Annotated in this window: 13 protein-coding genes; 7 read left to right on the top strand and 6 right to left on the bottom strand. The window is 56.8% G+C overall.

Features of this window, described 5'->3' with window-relative positions; all coding sequences use genetic code 11:
* Nucleotides 1-28: 28 nt before the first annotated feature.
* From CE153_RS05310 to CE153_RS05295, 4 genes are all read right to left on the bottom strand, one after another.
* The gene (locus tag CE153_RS05310; protein ID WP_099595416.1) at nt 29-1,396 is read right to left on the bottom strand and encodes a DNA-processing protein DprA; all 1,368 of its coding nucleotides are present in this window, start codon (nt 1,394-1,396) and stop codon (nt 29-31) included.
* Nucleotides 1,393-2,922: a YifB family Mg chelatase-like AAA ATPase gene (locus CE153_RS05305; RefSeq protein ID WP_099595415.1), complete on the bottom strand. Its 1,530-nt coding sequence runs from the start codon at nt 2,920-2,922 to the stop codon at nt 1,393-1,395. The genes CE153_RS05310 and CE153_RS05305 overlap by 4 nt, the downstream gene beginning before the upstream one ends.
* Nucleotides 2,922-3,374 carry a YraN family protein gene (locus tag CE153_RS05300; RefSeq protein WP_099595414.1) on the bottom strand — a complete coding sequence of 151 codons (453 nt, stop codon included), beginning with the start codon at nt 3,372-3,374 and terminating at the stop codon, nt 2,922-2,924. The genes CE153_RS05305 and CE153_RS05300 overlap by 1 nt, the downstream gene beginning before the upstream one ends.
* A gap of 172 nt (nt 3,375-3,546) precedes the next feature.
* The gene (locus CE153_RS05295; protein WP_099595413.1) at nt 3,547-4,422 is read right to left on the bottom strand and encodes a pyridoxamine kinase; all 876 of its coding nucleotides are present in this window, start codon (nt 4,420-4,422) and stop codon (nt 3,547-3,549) included.
* A 330-nt stretch (nt 4,423-4,752) separates the two neighbouring features.
* On the opposite strand from CE153_RS05295, the gene CE153_RS05285 reads away from it, so the two are divergent.
* The 7 genes from CE153_RS05285 to CE153_RS05255 all read left to right on the top strand — a co-directional run bounded on the left by CE153_RS05285 (nt 4,753) and on the right by CE153_RS05255 (nt 14,061).
* Nucleotides 4,753-6,066: an O-acetylhomoserine aminocarboxypropyltransferase/cysteine synthase family protein gene (locus CE153_RS05285; RefSeq protein WP_099595411.1), complete on the top strand. Its 1,314-nt coding sequence runs from the start codon at nt 4,753-4,755 to the stop codon at nt 6,064-6,066.
* A gap of 260 nt (nt 6,067-6,326) precedes the next feature.
* On the top strand, nt 6,327-6,878 hold the full coding sequence (locus CE153_RS05280; protein ID WP_099595410.1) for an ECF transporter S component: 552 nt from the start codon (nt 6,327-6,329) through the stop codon (nt 6,876-6,878).
* A 120-nt stretch (nt 6,879-6,998) separates the two neighbouring features.
* Nucleotides 6,999-8,606, top strand: a complete 1,608-nt coding sequence (locus CE153_RS05275; protein ID WP_099595540.1) for an ABC transporter ATP-binding protein — start codon at nt 6,999-7,001, stop codon at nt 8,604-8,606.
* Entirely contained in the window at nt 8,606-9,424 is an 819-nt protein-coding gene (locus CE153_RS05270) for an energy-coupling factor transporter transmembrane component T family protein (protein ID WP_003836602.1), read from the top strand. The genes CE153_RS05275 and CE153_RS05270 overlap by 1 nt, the downstream gene beginning before the upstream one ends.
* A 9-nt stretch (nt 9,425-9,433) precedes the next feature.
* Nucleotides 9,434-10,453, top strand: a complete 1,020-nt coding sequence (locus tag CE153_RS05265) for an Lrp/AsnC family transcriptional regulator (RefSeq protein ID WP_099595409.1) — start codon at nt 9,434-9,436, stop codon at nt 10,451-10,453.
* A 132-nt stretch (nt 10,454-10,585) separates the two neighbouring features.
* Complete coding sequence (locus CE153_RS05260) at nt 10,586-11,377, top strand: ABC transporter ATP-binding protein (RefSeq protein ID WP_080789545.1); 792 nt, start codon at nt 10,586-10,588, stop codon at nt 11,375-11,377.
* A gap of 41 nt (nt 11,378-11,418) precedes the next feature.
* Nucleotides 11,419-14,061 (top strand): ABC transporter permease, encoded by a 2,643-nt coding sequence (locus tag CE153_RS05255; protein WP_099595408.1) that lies wholly within the window; start codon nt 11,419-11,421, stop codon nt 14,059-14,061.
* Nucleotides 14,062-14,152: 91 nt separating this feature from the next.
* Here the strand turns inward: CE153_RS05255 and CE153_RS05250 are convergent, their stop codons facing one another.
* Both CE153_RS05250 and CE153_RS05245 read right to left on the bottom strand, forming a co-directional pair.
* Entirely contained in the window at nt 14,153-14,899 is a 747-nt protein-coding gene (locus CE153_RS05250) for a response regulator (RefSeq protein ID WP_099595407.1), read from the bottom strand.
* Nucleotides 14,900-14,975: 76 nt separating this feature from the next.
* On the bottom strand, nt 14,976-17,591 hold the full coding sequence (locus CE153_RS05245; RefSeq protein ID WP_180753417.1) for a sensor histidine kinase: 2,616 nt from the start codon (nt 17,589-17,591) through the stop codon (nt 14,976-14,978).
* Nucleotides 17,592-17,740 lie beyond the last annotated feature (149 nt).

Here is a 17,740-nt window from a genome sequence, read left to right as displayed (position 1 = left end):
TTGTCGGCGGCTGTGACGATTGGCGGTGTTAGTTGCGCTGTTGAGCGGTGTTTGCGTTGATGATGGTGATGTTGCCGTGTTGCGTGCTGATGAGCCCGTTGAGTTCCAGTACGCCGAGTTCCAATACGATTCGTGAGATCGGATATTCTTCGGGATTGGTCTTTGCCAGTATGGCGAGCAGCCCGTCAGTGGAGACATGGCCATACTTCGCGTCGCATTGTCGTATGGCTTTCAATATGGTTCTGGTGGTGTCGTCTGATTCCGGCAGGACGTCGTCGGCTGGTTCTTCCGTCTGTTCGTCGTCTATGACGACTGGTTGCGGGCGGTGCGAGGCATGGCAGAATTCATCGATGTCGGTCAGTGAGCAGATGATGTTTGCGCGTCTTTCTTGAATGAGCCGGTTGCAGCCCGTGTTGTGTGGCATGGTCACGTCTCCTGGCACCGCGAATACGCGGCGGTTGAGTTCGTCGGCCCATCCCGCGGTGTTGAGCGCGCCTGAACGTGCGCGCGCCTGGGCGACGATGAGGCTGGACGACAAGGCCGCTATCAGACGGTTTCTAATGAGGAATCGTCTGGCTTCCGGAGCGGTTCCTGGGCACAGTTCCGAGATCAGTGCGCCGGAGTGGCTGATGATGGTTTCAAAAAGGCGTCCGTTGCTTTTCGGCCCGATATGGTTGAGTCCTCCGGCAAATACCGCGACGGTGCGGCCCGCGAGGGGAGCCCCGATTTCGTCCATGGCTTGGATGGCACCCCAGTGGGCGGCCGCATCGGTGCCCAAGGCGCCCCCGGATACTATGAGGTGCCCGGCACGGGCTGCCTGTTTGGCAAGCTCGTGTGCACTTTGCCTTCCGTATTCGCTCACTCCGCGTGACCCGACGACGCCGATCGGTTCCGGACATGACACCAATGCTTGCGGGCTGCCTTGCCCCCAAAGGCATAATGGGGCGGCCCAATCCGTATGCATGGTGAGGTCGGCGAGCTGCGAAGGCCAGCAGGGATGGTGTGGTGCGACGATCCACTGTGTACCCCCTGTTGTGAACCAATCCTTGAGCTCGTCGGAATCGGTGCTGGGCAGTGTGGTCAAACGATGCTGCCAGGAAACCATCGCGCCATGGAATGAGGCCATGCCTCGGGAGTTGATGCTGCGCCCCCAACGCGTGATGCCGTTGATGAACGCCGCATCCAGGGTTTTGCAAGCGGCCGTGGCCACGTTTTCATGATTGCCTGGACCGCTGTCGGCGAGTAGTTGCAAGGTGTGCGTGGCTGATCCGATGCCTTTGATCAGCGCGTACATCATCGCGTCGGCGCTGTCCAGACAGTAGGTGAGCACCGCACGTGCCAGGGTCTCGTCGTCGATAGCGGCTGCGTTGCCGTTCGCATTCGTATTTTCGTTCATGTCAGCTTCGTCCTCATGGAGATTCCCTGCATCATCTCTTCCGGTCCCGGAGAGGTTTTGCCTGATAGGTCGGCCAGAGTCCATGCGAGCCGCATGGCACGGTCTGCACCTCTGAGACTGAGCCGTTCACTGGCCAACGCATGGTTCACCAGTTCGATGGCTTTCGTGGACGTGTTGGCGCGAAGCCATATTCCGGTGGCCTGCGCATTGCAGACCCACCCGAATTCATGAAAACGCTCCTGCGCGGTTTGCCTTGCCACGATGACCCGCAGGCGAATGGCGTGGCTGGATTCGCCGGAAGGAGCCATCCCTGGATTGATTCGTTCCACGGGAGGCACTTCGATTTGAATGTCGATGCGGTCGAGGATCGGCCCGGACAGTCGGCTGAAGTATTTGATACGGTCTTTTTCCTTGCATGTGCAGCGTTCACCGTTGCCGTAGGCGTAACCGCAGGGGCAGGGATTGGCCGCCATGATCAGTTGGAATCTCGCTGGATAGTAGGTGGTGCCTTTCGCACGCGATATTGCCACGTACCCGGATTCCAAGGGTTCGCGCAATGTTTGCAGGGTGCGTGCCGAGAATTCGGGCGCCTCGTCCATGAACAGAATGCCCCGGTGCGCCCGTGTGATCGCGCCTGGCTGCGCCAACCCTGCGCCACCGCCGACCAGGGACGCGGTGGATGCGGTATGGTGCGGCGCTTCGAATGGTGGAATGTCGCTGATGCCATAGCTGGGCAATGTGCCGCATAGGGAGCGGATTGATGCGACTTCCAGCTGTTCCGATTCGCTTAACGGGCTCATAATGCCGGGAATGCGCGAAGCAAGCATGGTTTTTCCGGTACCGGGAGGGCCGGTCATCATCAGATGGTGTCCACCTGCGGCCGCCACCTCCAATGCCCATTTGGCCGTTTCCTGCCCCATGACCTCATTCATGTCTCCCGGGGAAGGGTATATCGACATGGCGGCGTCGTTGGGGTTCACGTCCCTGATCAGGTCGGGAATCTCGTACTTCGCGGTGCCTCCCATCAGTTCGATCAATTCGCCCACGTGGCGCACGCCGATGGCGTTGACGTCGGGCACGAGGGCGGCTTCGTCCAGATTGGCATGTGGCACAATCACCTTGCAGATGCCTTGATCGCGTGCATGCAGCAGAATCGGCAGTAGGCCGTTGATGGGAAGCACCGTGCCGTCGAGATTCACTTCCCCGAGCACGACGGTGTCGTTCAGGCAATCGTGGGGTATCGTTCCGGATGCGCTGAGCACGCTCGCTGCGATCGCCAGATCATGAGAGGAGCCGCGTTTGGGCATGGATGCCGGTGAAAGATTGACCGTGACCCGTGTTTCCGGCCATTTTGCGCCGCTGGCCTGGCATGCGGATTTGACACGTTCCCTCGCTTCGGAAAGCGAGGTGTCGGGAAGTCCAATGATGGAGAAGTAAGGAAGTCCGGGGGAGACGAACGCCTGGATTTGGATGATGAAGGCTTTCAGTCCGATCAGCCCTACGGAAAGTGCGCTGCCGATGGCCATCAGAACGCTCCTTCGATATGGTGCATAAGCGGCTTGCCGTCACGTACGATGACGGTGATGACGTCGAATCGTACGCCGTTGTGTGGTGTGCGATGGTCGCTGCCCGACAGCCATTGCACGGCCGCGTGGCGCAGGTTGATCTGCTTAGATGGCGTCACGGCTTCCTGTGGAGTGCCGTAGCGGAGCGTCCGCCTGGTTTTGACTTCGACGAAGACGATGATTCCCGCTTCGTCGCGTGAGACGATGTCGAGTTCGCCATACCGGCAGTGCCAATTGCGGTCGAGCGTCTGCCAGCCTTGGCTTTCCAGCCATGCGGCCGCATACTGTTCGCCGAGTTCGCCGAGCTGCCGTGCGCACAGCGTACCGTCATGCAATCGCTGCGCGATGGAATCAAGAAGCTGTTCCGAACGCCGCGTTGCGGTCGGAGAGTCATGTGTTGTGTTGCCGTTCATGGTTCAAGTCCAGCAGAAAGAACCGGTGTGAAGCAAGCGTGAACGGCAAATGTGGATAAAGGATACGGTTTCGGGCGTGTTTGGGATAGTCGGTGGATAACTTGCCGTTATCCACATTGCTCCACGGGACCAATGGCTATGGAACGCCCGAAACCGTATGCGATCGGAATGCTCAGCGATGGACCAGCTGCGTCAGCTCGTCAAGATTCAGTTCGAAGCTCACGCCACGTTCATCATGATGCGGCTGATACTGCGTGTTTTCCATGGCATGACGCACGAACTCGCCTGCGATATGCGCCGATTCGGCTAACGGCTTGCCCGTCATCAGCGCGCCGCAGAGTGCGGAAGCGAACGCGTCGCCGGTACCATGCGTCATGAACGGCAGCTTGCTGTGAGCAAGCTCCTGCTTGCCGGAAGCCCCCGAAGCGGCTGAGGCAACATAATTGCGAATCATGCCATCGTTATGGTCGATGCCTTTTAAAACCACGTTTTTCGCACCCAAATCAAGCAATGCGTCAATCATGTCATTTACTTCGGCATCGCTCAGATCACGCCCCGGATATGCGCGCTTCGTCAGTATGGACGCTTCCGTCAGATTCGGCATCAGCACGTCGGCGCCATCCACCAGCGTGCCCATAGCTTCGCAGAGTTCCGGTGTGTATGTGGCGTAGATTTCGCCGCCGTCTCCCATTACCGGATCCACCAAACGTAGGGCATGCGGATATTGCGAATACAGTCGTTTGATGATCGCAACCTGTTCGGCGGAGCCAAGAAAACCGGAATACACGCCGTCCAAATCGACGTTTTCCTTACGCCATGCGTCCAGATAGCCGTCCAAAATCTCAGTCGTATCGTGGAACGTGAATACGCTGTAGCGCGTGTGTGCCGAAAATAGCGCGGTCGGCACCGGGCATACGTCGCATCCGGCCGCCGACAGGATTGGAATGGCCGCCGTCAGCGAGCAATTGCCGTAGCCGCACATGTCATGCACCGCCGCAACGCGCGGAACATAATGCGGGTCGCGATCATACAGAATCACGTCATCCATGTTGAAACCCTCTCTTGCGATTGTCTGACCACGACTTTAGCCTCCCGTCTGACTTCGGAGTCCTGACGCTTCGCACGGTGTATCACCGCAGCACCGTTTGCCGGCGTGTCGCAGATTTTCAAACGGTTGTCAGAACGGTTTTGCAGGGCTCGAATGGCAATGATTGCAACGGTTTATAAAGGGGTATAGGCAAGTGCGATAACGTTCGGCTTGCATTGCAGAGAGCGGCCGGATTATTGTCACTACCAACACCTGACCAACCGCCACACACGGCAAGGCGGGTGGCCAGCAAGACAAGCAACGAACCATTCCACACAAGGAGCAGAAACCATGGCAGATTCCAAAAACTACCGCTTCGAAACCCTGCAGCTTCACGTCGGCCAGGAGCAGGCCGACCCGGCAACCGATTCCCGTGCGGTGCCGATCTACCAGACCACCAGCTACGTGTTCCATAATTTCGACCATGCCGAGGCCCGTTTCGGACTGGCTGATCCAGGTAACATCTACGGCCGCCTGACCAACTCCACCCAAGGTGTGTTCGAAGACCGCATCGCAGCCCTCGAAGGCGGCACCGCAGGCCTGGCCGTCGCATCCGGCGCAGCCGCGGTCGAATACGCGGTGCGCAACATCACCCAGTCCGGCGATCACATCGTCGCCGCCAAGAACATCTACGGTGGCACCTTCAACCTGCTGCGTCACACCCTGCCGCGTGACGGCATCACCACCACCTTCGTCTCCGCCGAGAATCCGCAGGAGTTTGAGGACGCCATCCAGGACAACACCAAGCTCGTCTACTTCGAGACCTTCGGCAATCCGAACGCCGACCTGCCGGACTTCGAAGCCATCACCGCCATCGCCCACAAGCATCATCTGCCGGTGATCGTCGACAACACCTTCGCCACCCCGTACCTGTTCCGCCCGCTGGAGCACGGCGCTGACGTCGTAGTCGAATCCGCAACCAAGTTCATCGGCGGCCACGGCACCACACTCGGCGGTGTGATCGTGGAAGGCGGCAACTTCAACTGGGCCGAAGTGCCCGGCAAGTTCCCGACCCTGACCGAGCCGGATCCGTCCTATCACGGATTGAACTTCTACGAGGCCCTGGGCGGTTCCGCGTTCGTGACCCGCATCCGCGCCATCCTGCTGCGCGACACCGGCGCCACCCTGTCTCCGTTCGCGGCCTTCCTGCTGCTGCAGGGAACCGAAACCCTGTCGCTGCGTGTCGAACGCCACGTTGAGAACGCGCTGAAGGTCATCGACTACCTGAAGACCGTTCCGGAAGTCGAATCCATCTCCCACCCGTCCATCGAAGGCCGCAAGGACAATGAGCTGTACAAGAAGTACTTCCCGAACGGCGGCGGCTCCATCTTCACCTTCGACATCAGGGGCGGCAAGGCCGCGGCACGTGTGTTCATCGACAACCTGCACCTGTTCAGCCTGTTGGCCAACGTGGCCGACGCCAAGAGCCTCGTGATCCACCCGGCCTCCACCACGCACTCCCAGGAGACGCTGGAGGAGCTCGAGGACCAGGGCATCCACCAGGGCACCATCCGCCTGTCCATCGGCACCGAGAACATCGAAGACATCCTCGATGATCTCAAGGGTGGTTTCGCGGCCCTGCGCGAATCCGGCCTCGCCAAGTGAAACACATCGGATCGGCGGAATAACGCCATTCTAAACAAATGAAACGGTCTGCGACACCGAAAAGAAGGGGAGGTGTCGCAGACTGTTTCGTCGTATCTGCAAACGATGTCATCTCAATGTATTACAGGTGGTATAGAATCTGCGACTGTTACGAAAAGCAATATCTCAATTCTTTTCTTTGAAAGAGAAGAGCATTAGATTCTTTCAAAAATACAAGTATTACTGATGATATTGAGGATAACGTAAAGAGAGAAGAGATCATGGCCCAAGAAGTCAAGAACGATATCAAAAAGGCGTTGCAGGTCAACACCATTCCGCTAGTCGCCATTATGACCGCGGTCACCACGGTGCTGACCATGCTTGTGAAGATCCCGACCCCGATTCGTGGCTACCTTAACCTGTCTGACACCATGATCTATTTCAGCGCGTATGCGTTCGGACCATGGGTGGGCGGCATTATCGGCGGTCTCGGCCCGGCGTTGAGTGATCTGATCTCCGGTTATCCGCAGTGGGCCATCTTCACGTTCGTCATCGATGGCCTGCAGGCCGTGCTCGTGGGCCTGCTCGTCAAGAAGTTCAATCCGGCGAACATCATCATCGGCTCGGTGGTCGCAGGCGTGTGGAAGGTGTTCGGCTATTTCATCGCAGGCGGAATCCTTTCCGGATTCGGCCCGGCTCTGGGCGAGATCGCGGGCAACTCCTTCCAGATGGCGGTGGGCCTGATTGTGGGCTTCGCGCTGTTCATCGCCGTTCGCCAGGCTTATCCGCCGCTGGTGCGTTTGGGCAATCTCAGTATCAAGGCGGGGGAGTGATACATTAATATCATGTGAAGGCAGGCCCGTGGATTTGCCGATGAATGGCGATTCCACGGGTTTTATTGTGAAACGCGGCTGCCGGCTGCGAAAAAAATGTGGAAGCACGGGGTGGACGTCATGATTACGGTTCGCGACTTAGGGTGGAAGTACGCGCCACTGGCCGACGGGGGTAAGCCGGTGGAAAGCCTCAAGCATGTCAGCTTCGACATCCGGTCCGGATCCTTCGTCGGCATCATCGGACCGACCGGAGCCGGCAAATCCACGCTATGCATGGCATTGGCCGGCATCATTCCGAACCTGGCCGACGGCACCATGAGTGGCGTTGTGGAAATCAACGGCATGAATACGAGTAGGCACTCCGTCTCGGCGCTGTCGGAGCGCGTCGGCTACGTGCAACAGGATCCTGAGGCACAACTGTTTTGTTCGAGTGTCGAGGATGAGATTGCTTTCCCTTTGGAAAACCGTGGAGTCGCACCGAGCCTCATCGATAAGCAGATCGACATCATGCTTGACTTGGTCGGCATGACCGGATACCGCAAACGCATGCCGACCAGCCTGTCGGGAGGTCAGATGCAGCGTGTGGCCATCGCGGCCGCGCTCGCTGCGGAACCCGATGTGCTCATTCTTGACGAACCGACTGCGGCACTCGACCCCGCAGGCAAGCAGGAAGTGTTCGACGTGCTCGAACGCATTCGCCAGACCCGTTCCATGACGGTGATCATAGCCGAACAAGATACCGAACACATCGCCTATTGGGCCGATCAGGTGCTGTTCATGGTCAACGGCGAAGTGATACGCAATGGAGACACAAGCCTATTCACCCGGGAACGCGGACTGTTGGAGTCCTCCGGAGTGCAGGTGAGCGACGGACCGTCCCCCGTCATCAAGGCGCTGCCGGTAAGGAACGACGGCAAGCCGAAGCATGCGGTCATCAGTCTGGACCATGTGACGCACCGTTATGGACAGGGTGGCAATGCGTCTCCCGCACTGGATGATATCAGTCTGGATATTGAACAGGGCGCCTTCGTGGGGCTTATCGGGCGCAACGGGTCAGGCAAGACTACGCTCGCCAAGCATTTGAACGGGCTGATCCAACCCACACAGGGAATCGTGAAGGTGGATGGGCTCGACGTATCGAAGCATAGCGTGGGCGAAATGGCCGCGCACGTCGGATTCGTATTCCAAAATCCCGACCATCAGATCTTCTGCTCCAGCACCAAAGAGGAGATCGCGTTCGGTCCGACCGCGCTCGGACTTGACGCGGCCACCGTGTTCAAATGTGTCGACGAAATGATGACATTGTTCGACCTGCACCGGTATGAGGACGTTTCGCCGGCCACGCTCGGTTACGGCGAACGACGTGCGGTGGCATTGTCTTCGGTGATCGCCATGCGCACGCCAATACTCGTCCTCGACGAACCTACAGCGGGTCTCGACCATCGTCTCGCATCACGATTCCTTGGAACCGTGGAAAAACTCAATCGGCATGGCGTCACCGTCATCATGATCAGCCATGACATGCGTGCCGTATATCGGTACTGCACGCACGTGCTCGAATTGGAAGACGGTCATATCGTGCAATATGGACCGATCGACAAATCGCAGGAAGCGCAACAATCGCCCGCGCGACAAGCGCGGCAACCGCACAAGTCGCGCGGTCCGGTATCAGCGACCCACGTATTGTTGAAAATCGCCAAGGATGAATGCGACAAGGAGGAACGCTGATGGATGCCGACCTGTATGTGCCAGGCGACGGATGGTTGCATCGCACCGATCCGCGCGTCAAATTCCTCATCTCCATCGTCATGCTGGCCCTTTGCCTCGTATGGCGTAACTGGGCGTTCATCCTCGGCATCCTCATTCTCGAACATGTGATGCTCGCCACCGACCGTGTGCCCGCCGAACGCATTGGATGGGTGTGGAAGATCCTCGCCGTGCTCATCGTGTTCATCGTGGTGCTTTGGCCGGTCTTCGACCAGAGTGGAACGCACGTGCTCTGGCAGTGGGGATGGCTGCGTCTCACGCAGGAGAACCTGCTCATGGCGGCGGTGATGGGTCTGCGCATTCCAGCGCTCGGCTTTGCATGCTTCATCACGCTGTTCACCACCAGCCAGACCAAACTGGTTCGTGGCCTTACCTCGCTCGGTGTGCCCTACAAGGCCGGGCTTACCTTGGCAACCGCATTACGGTATATTCCTGTGTTCTTCTCCATCTTCCAATCCGTGTCCGAAGCGCAGCGTGCTCGAGGGCTTGATCTGAGCGGCAAAGTCAATGCGGCAGGTAAAAAACGCAACATATTCGTACGTCTCGTAGACCGGTTCAAATCGTATCTGCCGATCATCATCGCCGTATTGATCCGCGCCTACAAAATGAGCCAAAGCGTGGGCTGGGCCATGGAATCGCGCGGACTCAACCTGAATCGGAACGGCGTGAAACGCACCTATCGGGTCAACCTTACGATGAGAATTGCCGACTGGATTATTCTCGTGATTACCATCGCCGCCACCGCAGGCAGCGTGTGGTTGATGACATGGCTGTCATAGGGAGGCGTGATGACGCAGGATGAAGGGCGTACCACAATCACCGCACGTGATTTGAAGGTGGTATCGGCGCTGCAATGCAACGGACGCATGACCATGCAGGCGCTTGCCGATAAAATCGGCATTTCCGTATATGCGGCGACGGAAAGCTACAAACGGCTCACTGATGCGGGCATCATGACCATTGTGCCCGTATGCAATCCGTTGAGTCTCGGAAATTACAGTCAGGTGCTTGTGGGACTTCGCATCAACGGCAATCGCAACGAGGCGCTCGCCATGCTCAAAGCCATGCCTCAGGTCACCTATGTGGTCTGCACGCTGGGCGATGCCGACATCATCGCCGAAGCCGTGGTGTATTCAGCCGAAGGTATGGACCATTTCCTGAAGTACGATTTGCGCGCACTGCCCGGATTGACCCGTCTGCAAGTGTTCTCCTGCGGTCGATTGGTGCTTGACGACCATAATGTCAGCGTAGTCAACCGTCTGCTGGCCGAACGCGGCGAAACTGGATTCATGACTAAACGTGAGGCCAGCGTCGGCACCGATATTCCCGTGCATCGGTTGGACGCGCGATTCGTGCACACGTTCAACGAATTGCAGAAAGACGGCAGGGCAAGTTACGCCATGCTGGGGGAACATCTTGGTGTGACGCACACCGCGATTCGTGGGCGCGTCAAAAAACTGGAGGATTCCGGTGTGATGCGCATTATGGCCACGGTAAGCCCCATGCGTTTAGGTGGATTCCGCCAAGCGTTTCTCGGCATCGGTGTGAAGCCTCCGTATAGGCTCGACGTCGAACAGTTGTTAGCAATCGACGAGGTGACATATGCAATGAGCGGGGTCGGTTTGAATGGCGCCGACTATCTCATCGAAATCATCGCCGGAGATGACGAGGACTTATGGCGTGTGGTGGATGAGTCCATCCGTTCGCTGCCAGGCGTGGATCAGACATGGTGGGCTTCCACCGTCAGCGTGGAAAAAGAGTCGTACTGGCTCGAACCTCCGCAGGATGGTGTGCTCCTCGACGATTGATGAATCAATGGCATTAGGCGCCTCGTCTTTGCTCATTCTCAAGGATGAGATGATAATTCAGACCAACGCATGATATTCGAATCAGCTGTTTTTCCGTAATTTTGGAGGTAATCCAAAGAAAGGAATGACAGCATGGATATCAGGGACACCATCAAAGCTACCAATACGGCCATTGCAACCGTGGATCTTGTGAAGGACTACGGTTCCGGAAATAACACGGTGCATGCGTTGCGTGGCGTCAACGTCGCTTTTGAAAAAGGAAAATTCACGGCGATTATGGGACCTTCCGGTTCCGGCAAATCCACGTTGATGCACACGTTGGCAGGACTGGATTGTGCAACCGGCGGGCACATCATATTCAATGGCGACGATCTGACGCGCATGAACGACAACCAGCTTACGTTGCTGCGCCGCCGCGATATCGGATTCATCTTCCAAAGCTTCAATCTGCTACCGATGTTCACCGCCGAACAGAACATTCTCATGCCATTGACCTTGGCTGGAGCGAAACCCGATCGACAGTGGTTGCGTCTGCTGGTGGAAACGCTTGGCCTTAAGGAACGTCTCAACCATCGTCCGAACGAACTATCGGGAGGTCAACAGCAGCGTGTGGCCATCGCACGAGCATTGATCACCAAACCGAAACTGGTGTTCGCAGACGAGCCTACCGGCAATCTTGACTCCGTATCAAGCGCCGAAGTGCTGAGCTTCCTGAAACGTTCCGTCAACGAACTTGGCCAAACCATCATCATGGTCACGCATGATGCGGTCGCCGCGTCTTACGCCGACCGTGCGCTCGTGTTCGCCGACGGCCAGATCGTGGCGGACGTGAACAAGCCGACAGCAGACCAGATGAGTGAACTGCTGATGAAGGAACGCGAAGCCGCCACAATGAATGTGGCTTCCGCGAGACATTCCCACTAAACGCACTGTAGAAGCATTCGAAGAAGGGAACAGAATCCACCATGTGGTCCATCACTTTGAAACTCATGCGAAAAACCAAGCGCATGCTCATACCCGCAGGCATCGCCATCATGATCGGCACGGCGTTCATCGCCAGCACCTTCCTGTTCGGCAATGCCATGAATGACTCCCTGACACGGCGGCTGACTGCCATGTTCGGAAACGCCAACTATGCGGTGAGCATCAACAGCTCCGACCTGAGCGATAAGGAACTCAACGAGGCGTATTCCAGCACTGTCGGCGACTTTCATCTCGACCAGATCGCCGGCATCGAAGGGGTTGGCGGCGTCCGTGCCTCGGTGGAATCCGGCGTCAGCGTTTCCAAGGGAGACAGCACCGTCAGCGGCGAGATCATTTCCACCGCGGCACAGAAGAACATGCTCCCCGTGAATATCACGGAAGGGGACCAGCCGAAGGATTCCAACGAAGTCGCGCTGCCGGAAGACATGGCGAAACAGTTGAACGTCGGCATTGGCGACACTGTAAGCCTGACCTCCCGATATGCGGTAGGCGACGATGGCAAAGCCAAGGCGGACAACGTGCGCGTGGTAGGACTCACATCCGATCCGAACGGCGCCTACTCATACTATGGTGGTGCGATCGTAGGATCCAACAATCTGCTTGCCGCAATGCAGGGAGTGGACGATTTCAACGCCACCGGAACAACAATGGTGTATCTCGACCTTGCCTTGGATGGAAACAGCGTATCCGCAAAAACCATCAACGGTGTGAAAGCGTTGCTGCCAAAGCATTTCGATCTGATGTCACGACAGCAAATCAGTGACGAAAGCATCAAATCCTTAAGCGGCAACCAAACCAACATCGCCACCACATTCCTTATGTGCTTCGGCGTGCTTGCCATGTTCGTGGCGGCTCTGGTGATCGCCAACACGTTCCAAGTGCTCGTGGCGCAACGCCGCCGCACACTCGCCTTGCTACGCACCATCGGCGCGAAGAAAGGCCAACTGTATGGTTCCGTGCTGTTCGAAGCGGTGGTGCTCGGCTTCGTCGCATCCGTGCTTGGCGTGGTGCTTGGAAGCCTGCTCATGTGGGGCATGTGCGTCAGCGACATCATGCAGGCGGGTATGCGGTTCAACTTCTCCTGGCAAGCCGCCGTCGTACCGATTCTCTTCGGCATTGTGGTGACGGTGCTTGCATCCATGGGATCCGCACGCTCCGCTACTGCGGTGACGCCATTGGAGGCATTGCGCCCGATTGAACTGACCGACAACCGTCGTTCCAGCCTCGCGCGAGCCATAATCGGTATTCTGATGGTGGTGGTCGGTATCGCCATGGCAGTATTTTCCATCTGGCAGGTACAAGCCACCAATGGCGGCGAGGAAGCGACCCGCGATCAATTCACGATGATTCTGCTCATGGCCATCGCCGGCGCTGCACTGGTGTTCCTCGGCATGGTGGTCACCGCGGTGTTCTGGATGCCGACCCTCATGAAGGGCGTTGGAGCGTTGGCCTCACTGACAGGACCTTCCGCAACAGTTGCACACGCCAACATTCAGAAGAATCCGCGACGCATCGCAGCAACCGGTGCCGCTCTGCTTATCGGCGTCACCTTGGTTTCCACCATCGCAACCGGTGCCGCTAGCGCCAAAGAGACTATGAATGGTGCGCTCGCCACCCGTTATAGCGTCGACATCGTGGCCATGGGCGATGACATCAGCCAGCAAATGGCCAAGGATGTAGCCGACATCAACGGCGTGTCCGACACGTTGTATGCACCGGCGGTTTCCGTGACCTTGGAGAAAGCGGATGGAACCCAGCCTACGTCCGCATTGCTGGTCGGCGTGAAAAACATCGATCAGGTCAAGCAGGTCATGCGTGTCAACTTGGGTAACGCCTCCATCGACAGTGATAGCGTGCTCATGCCAACATACAATGCGCAAACCGGCAAGGAACTGCAGTTCGCCAATGGCACGGCTGATTTCTCCACCGAATGGAACCAGGACGGCGACGCTACGCGTTCGCTGACATTGCAAGCAAAGCAAGCCGATTACCGTCGCGTATCCGCACAGTATGGAGCTGTCGGATTCGTGGATGAAAGCCATTTCACCAATGGTGACCTTGACGCCGCCACCCATGTGTTGCTGGTCAAGGCAGATACTGACAAATCGGGAGTTTCCGTCGACGGCATCTACAACAACATGCAGGCCGCATTGGAAAAGAGCACTGATGCAACAGTGACCGGACCGATCGCCGAACGCATCGAATGGGCGAACATGATCGACTCCATGATGATGCTTCTGGTGGGATTGATCGCCGTGGCCGTGCTCATCGCACTTGTCGGCGTAGCCAACACGCTGTCGCTGTCAGTGATCGAACGCACCCGAGAATCCGCCACACTGCGTGCCATCGGCATGACTCGAGGTCAGTTGCGACGCTCCCTCGCGGTGGAAGCCCTGCTCATCTCGCTGGTATCCGGCATCTCGGGCGTACTACTTGGCACACTGTTCGGCTGGCTGGGCGCATACGTGGTGTTCAGCATGTACGGCAAAGTGGTGTTCCCGTTCGAATGGGGCATTAACGGCATCGTACTCGCCGTGGCAGCCGTGGCAGCACTGCTCGCCAGCGTATTCCCCGCACGCAGGGCAGTGAGCACGCCTCCTGTTGAGGCGCTCGCCGAAGCCTAAGCTTCATAGCAAACACAACGAAAAGGACTCCTGCCACAAACATGGTAGGAGTCCTTTTTGCGTATCATGCATACGCAAAACAACAAATCAATCAGACCAAATGGTTTTCGTAAGCGAACACCACCGCCTGCACACGGTCACGCGCATTGATCTTCGCCAGAATATGCGCCACATGCGTTTTCACCGTCGGCAGACTGATGAAAAGCTTGTCGGCAATCTCCTGATTCGACAATCCATGCGCGATCTCAATAAGCACTTCGCGCTCGCGATCGGTCAGTTCATCTAATTCCGGATCGGTGTACGTCGAATCAAAAGTGGAAGCAGCAGCGGAATTTCTATGTGCGCCAACATTCGCAGCCATGAAATCGCCTTCCATCATTTTCTCGATAAGACGTTTCGTGGCGGACGGTGCGATAATCGCATTACCTTGAAAAACCGTGCGAATCGAATTCAGCAATGTTTCCGGTTCCGTATCTTTCAGCAGAAAACCGGAAGCTCCGGCAGTGATCGCAGCCATAACATATTCATCCAAATCGAATGTCGTCAGAATGATCACTTTGGTATGAGTGACTTCTGATTGCGTTCCATCGGCAGCAAAGCGATGCTGCAACGCACTGATCTGCCGAGTCGCCTCAATGCCATCCATGCCGGGCATACGCACATCCATCAACACCACGTCAGGATGCAGCGTTTCCGCCAACGCCACAGCCTCTGCACCATCGCGAGCCTGCGCCGCAACCGCCATATCAGGTTGGGACCCGATTACCATGGCGAAACCGGCACGTACCAATTCTTGATCATCGGCAATGACCACACGAATCTTCTGTTCTTCACTCATACTCTCCACCTTATCGGCATTGTTCCGCTCATAGCGCGAAACAAACCCTTAAATCTCCCTGAAAAACTTGAATCGGCTATCGAGACACGCGCTGCAGCTGCTCCTCCAACGGTGCTGCGGGCCTCAACTGCAGTTCGCTCGCACTACCGGCATGAGTGTCATCGCTGAAACCAGTCTCACGAAGCACGCCAAGCAATTCGCGCATACGTTTGAGCGCGGCGCGCCCCTGCTCGCCAATGGCTTTGAACGCTGCGGAAATCTCGTCGGTGGTAGGCTCTTTGCCTTGTGCCTCGGCGCTATCCAGCATGCGGATACCATCGACGGCTTGACTAATCACGCTGTTCAACGTGGCGGTGACTTCAGCCTGAATGCTGGCACTGATACGGTCACGTTCCATATTCGCCGCGAGAATGCGCTGCTTCTCCTGCTCTGCCACCAGTGCCTCTTCGCGAGCCTGCAATACCAGTGCGTTTGAATCGCTGGAACGAGCCCAACGTGCCCACGCCATGATGCCGGCGCACAGCATCAGCATCAGCACCGCAACCGTATACATAACGCCGGTAAAGAACGCTGCACTACTACTTGACGTGGCTGAAACCGGTTTTGTCAAGCCCACGGAAGCGGCGATGGCGCCGAACAAGGTAGTGTATCCGTGTTGAACAGCTGCGATTTTCAAGCCCATCAGAGCTGAACAGGTGACAGCGGCAAGACCGGTCCAACGCCATACATGTTCACGCCCATACAATACGGCTGAATACAGCGCACACAGCGACGCTACGATATGTCCAACCTCAATCGATTCCAAAAACACCAATTGCACAACCGACAATACGAACACAATAAGCGCACAAGTCTCGGGGAACCTGCGTCGAAGAGCCAGCGCCAGCAAGCAGCATGCGGAGATCGCATGAGAGAGCTGCACATGAGGTGAACTATCAAAAAAGAACGTAATCGGCATGCGATTCAGCAGCATGACCAATATCACGGCATCAACGGAATCCATGAGCACATAATGGCGCTGCGTCCACGCGGAAACACGTTCCACCCAATTCAGTCCTCGTGAATTGGATGTATTTGCAAGTTCTACGGATTTCAGTTTCAACGATGTGAGCAAATCATGCAGATTGGGTGCGGTGATGCGCAAATGTTGCAGGGCATTCGAACGATGATCGCGACCGGTCGGTTGGTTGGTTTCCTGCGTCTGTTCCGATGGTTGATCTGGGATTCGCGCCGATATGTTGACGACTGTGTGAGGTGCGATTGCTTCGTCGGATAATTTCGCTTTGCTGGATATGGCAGTTGTGTTGCACGATTCGGACTGTTCCGAGGCATACTGTTCGCCGGTTTCGTCTGTCACATGTTCTTTACCGCCGTAAGGCAGAGTGGCCATGACTTCGAAGCCTCCGCCGAGTTGAGGGCCAGCCTGCAACGAGCCTCCGGCCGATTCGATGCGTTCCTTCATGCCCAGCAGGCCGTAACCTGGCGTATGCCCGTCGATATTGGCCGCTGCGCCATGACCATTGTCGGTGACGGTCAAAGTGAGTAAACCGTTGTTCCATGACTCTTCAATATGCACATCGACGTGCGGCCCTGCATACTTGCGGATATTCGTCAGCGCTTCCTGCACTACATGGTAGGAAGCTATCGAGGCTTGTTCGCCGAGTTGTTCCGGGCTGGCGGTGCCGGTGATATTCCGTCGGATTCGAATGTCGGGGGAGACGTTTTGCGCTTGTTCCACAAGATTGCCGATATCGTTATAATCGGCGTGCGGTGAACCCCCGAATACTCCCAGAAGACGTTGCATGTCATGCAGTGCGCGTTCCGATTCGTGTCGAATCGTCTCCATGGTGTTTCTAGCCACCGCGGGATCATGCGTGCCTGCATAGCGGCCGCCATCAGACTGCACGATGATGATTGATAGGGTGTGCGCCACCACATCATGCATGTCGCGTGCGATGCGTGCTCGTTCCGCCAACGCGGCGATATCGCGTTCGTCCTGGTCTCGTGCGGCGATCGCCTCATTGCGTTCCCGCATCATACGAACGGTTGCCAGACGGGCACGCTGCCAGAACGCTACAATGACGGTGGAAATAATGCATACTTCGAAAATCGGCGTCAGCACCAACATGTATTGCGCCACCATGTTGGCGACTTCCGACATGGATGTTCCTGTGTAGATGGAGCCGAGAGTGTCTTCCGTGACCATTGAGCCATTTGGATTTGAGCCATTCCAACTGCTCCACGTATGCACTTTGCCACCGGTGAGCAGCGGCCCATTGGTCATGGTCCATGCCATCAACGCCGAAGCCAGAAGACCGATGGCCAACGCTAGAATAATGAAGGCTTTCGTGTTTTTGGGATTGCCGTAGACGATCACCGAATACAGCATGACCAATGCCAGAATATCGGCGCCCAATATGCAAGGGCCGAATATGAGATGCGTCAAGGCCAATGCCACACAGAGCAACGCTCCGGTCTGTGGCCGCCATCGGCGGATCAGCAGCGGGATCAGCATTGCCGCTTCCCACGCCATCTGTATGGAAGGATTAAGGTCAAACAGCAATCCCGGATTATAGGTGATGCTGCCGGTCACGCCGAACAGCAGAACACCTATAACAAGCGTGAGGATGAGATCGCCTGCGAAGACATGACCATGCATCCACGACAGGAAACGCTGCTTGAAATTCGACATACGCTCCACCCTAGCGCCAGATATGCTGTGACGCCATCGTGCGCAGGAATGAAATAACGGTAAGATAAAGCCGCTTTTGTGAGGTAAGGTTGTCTCCGCATGTGGGTGAGATGGAATCCATCAAGAAGTCACTACCCGCATTGAATATG

The organism is Bifidobacterium sp. N4G05, assembly GCF_002742445.1.
In the GTDB taxonomy this organism is placed as follows: domain Bacteria; phylum Actinomycetota; class Actinomycetes; order Actinomycetales; family Bifidobacteriaceae; genus Bifidobacterium; species Bifidobacterium hominis.
This window is presented reverse-complemented; position numbering and strand designations above follow the sequence as displayed.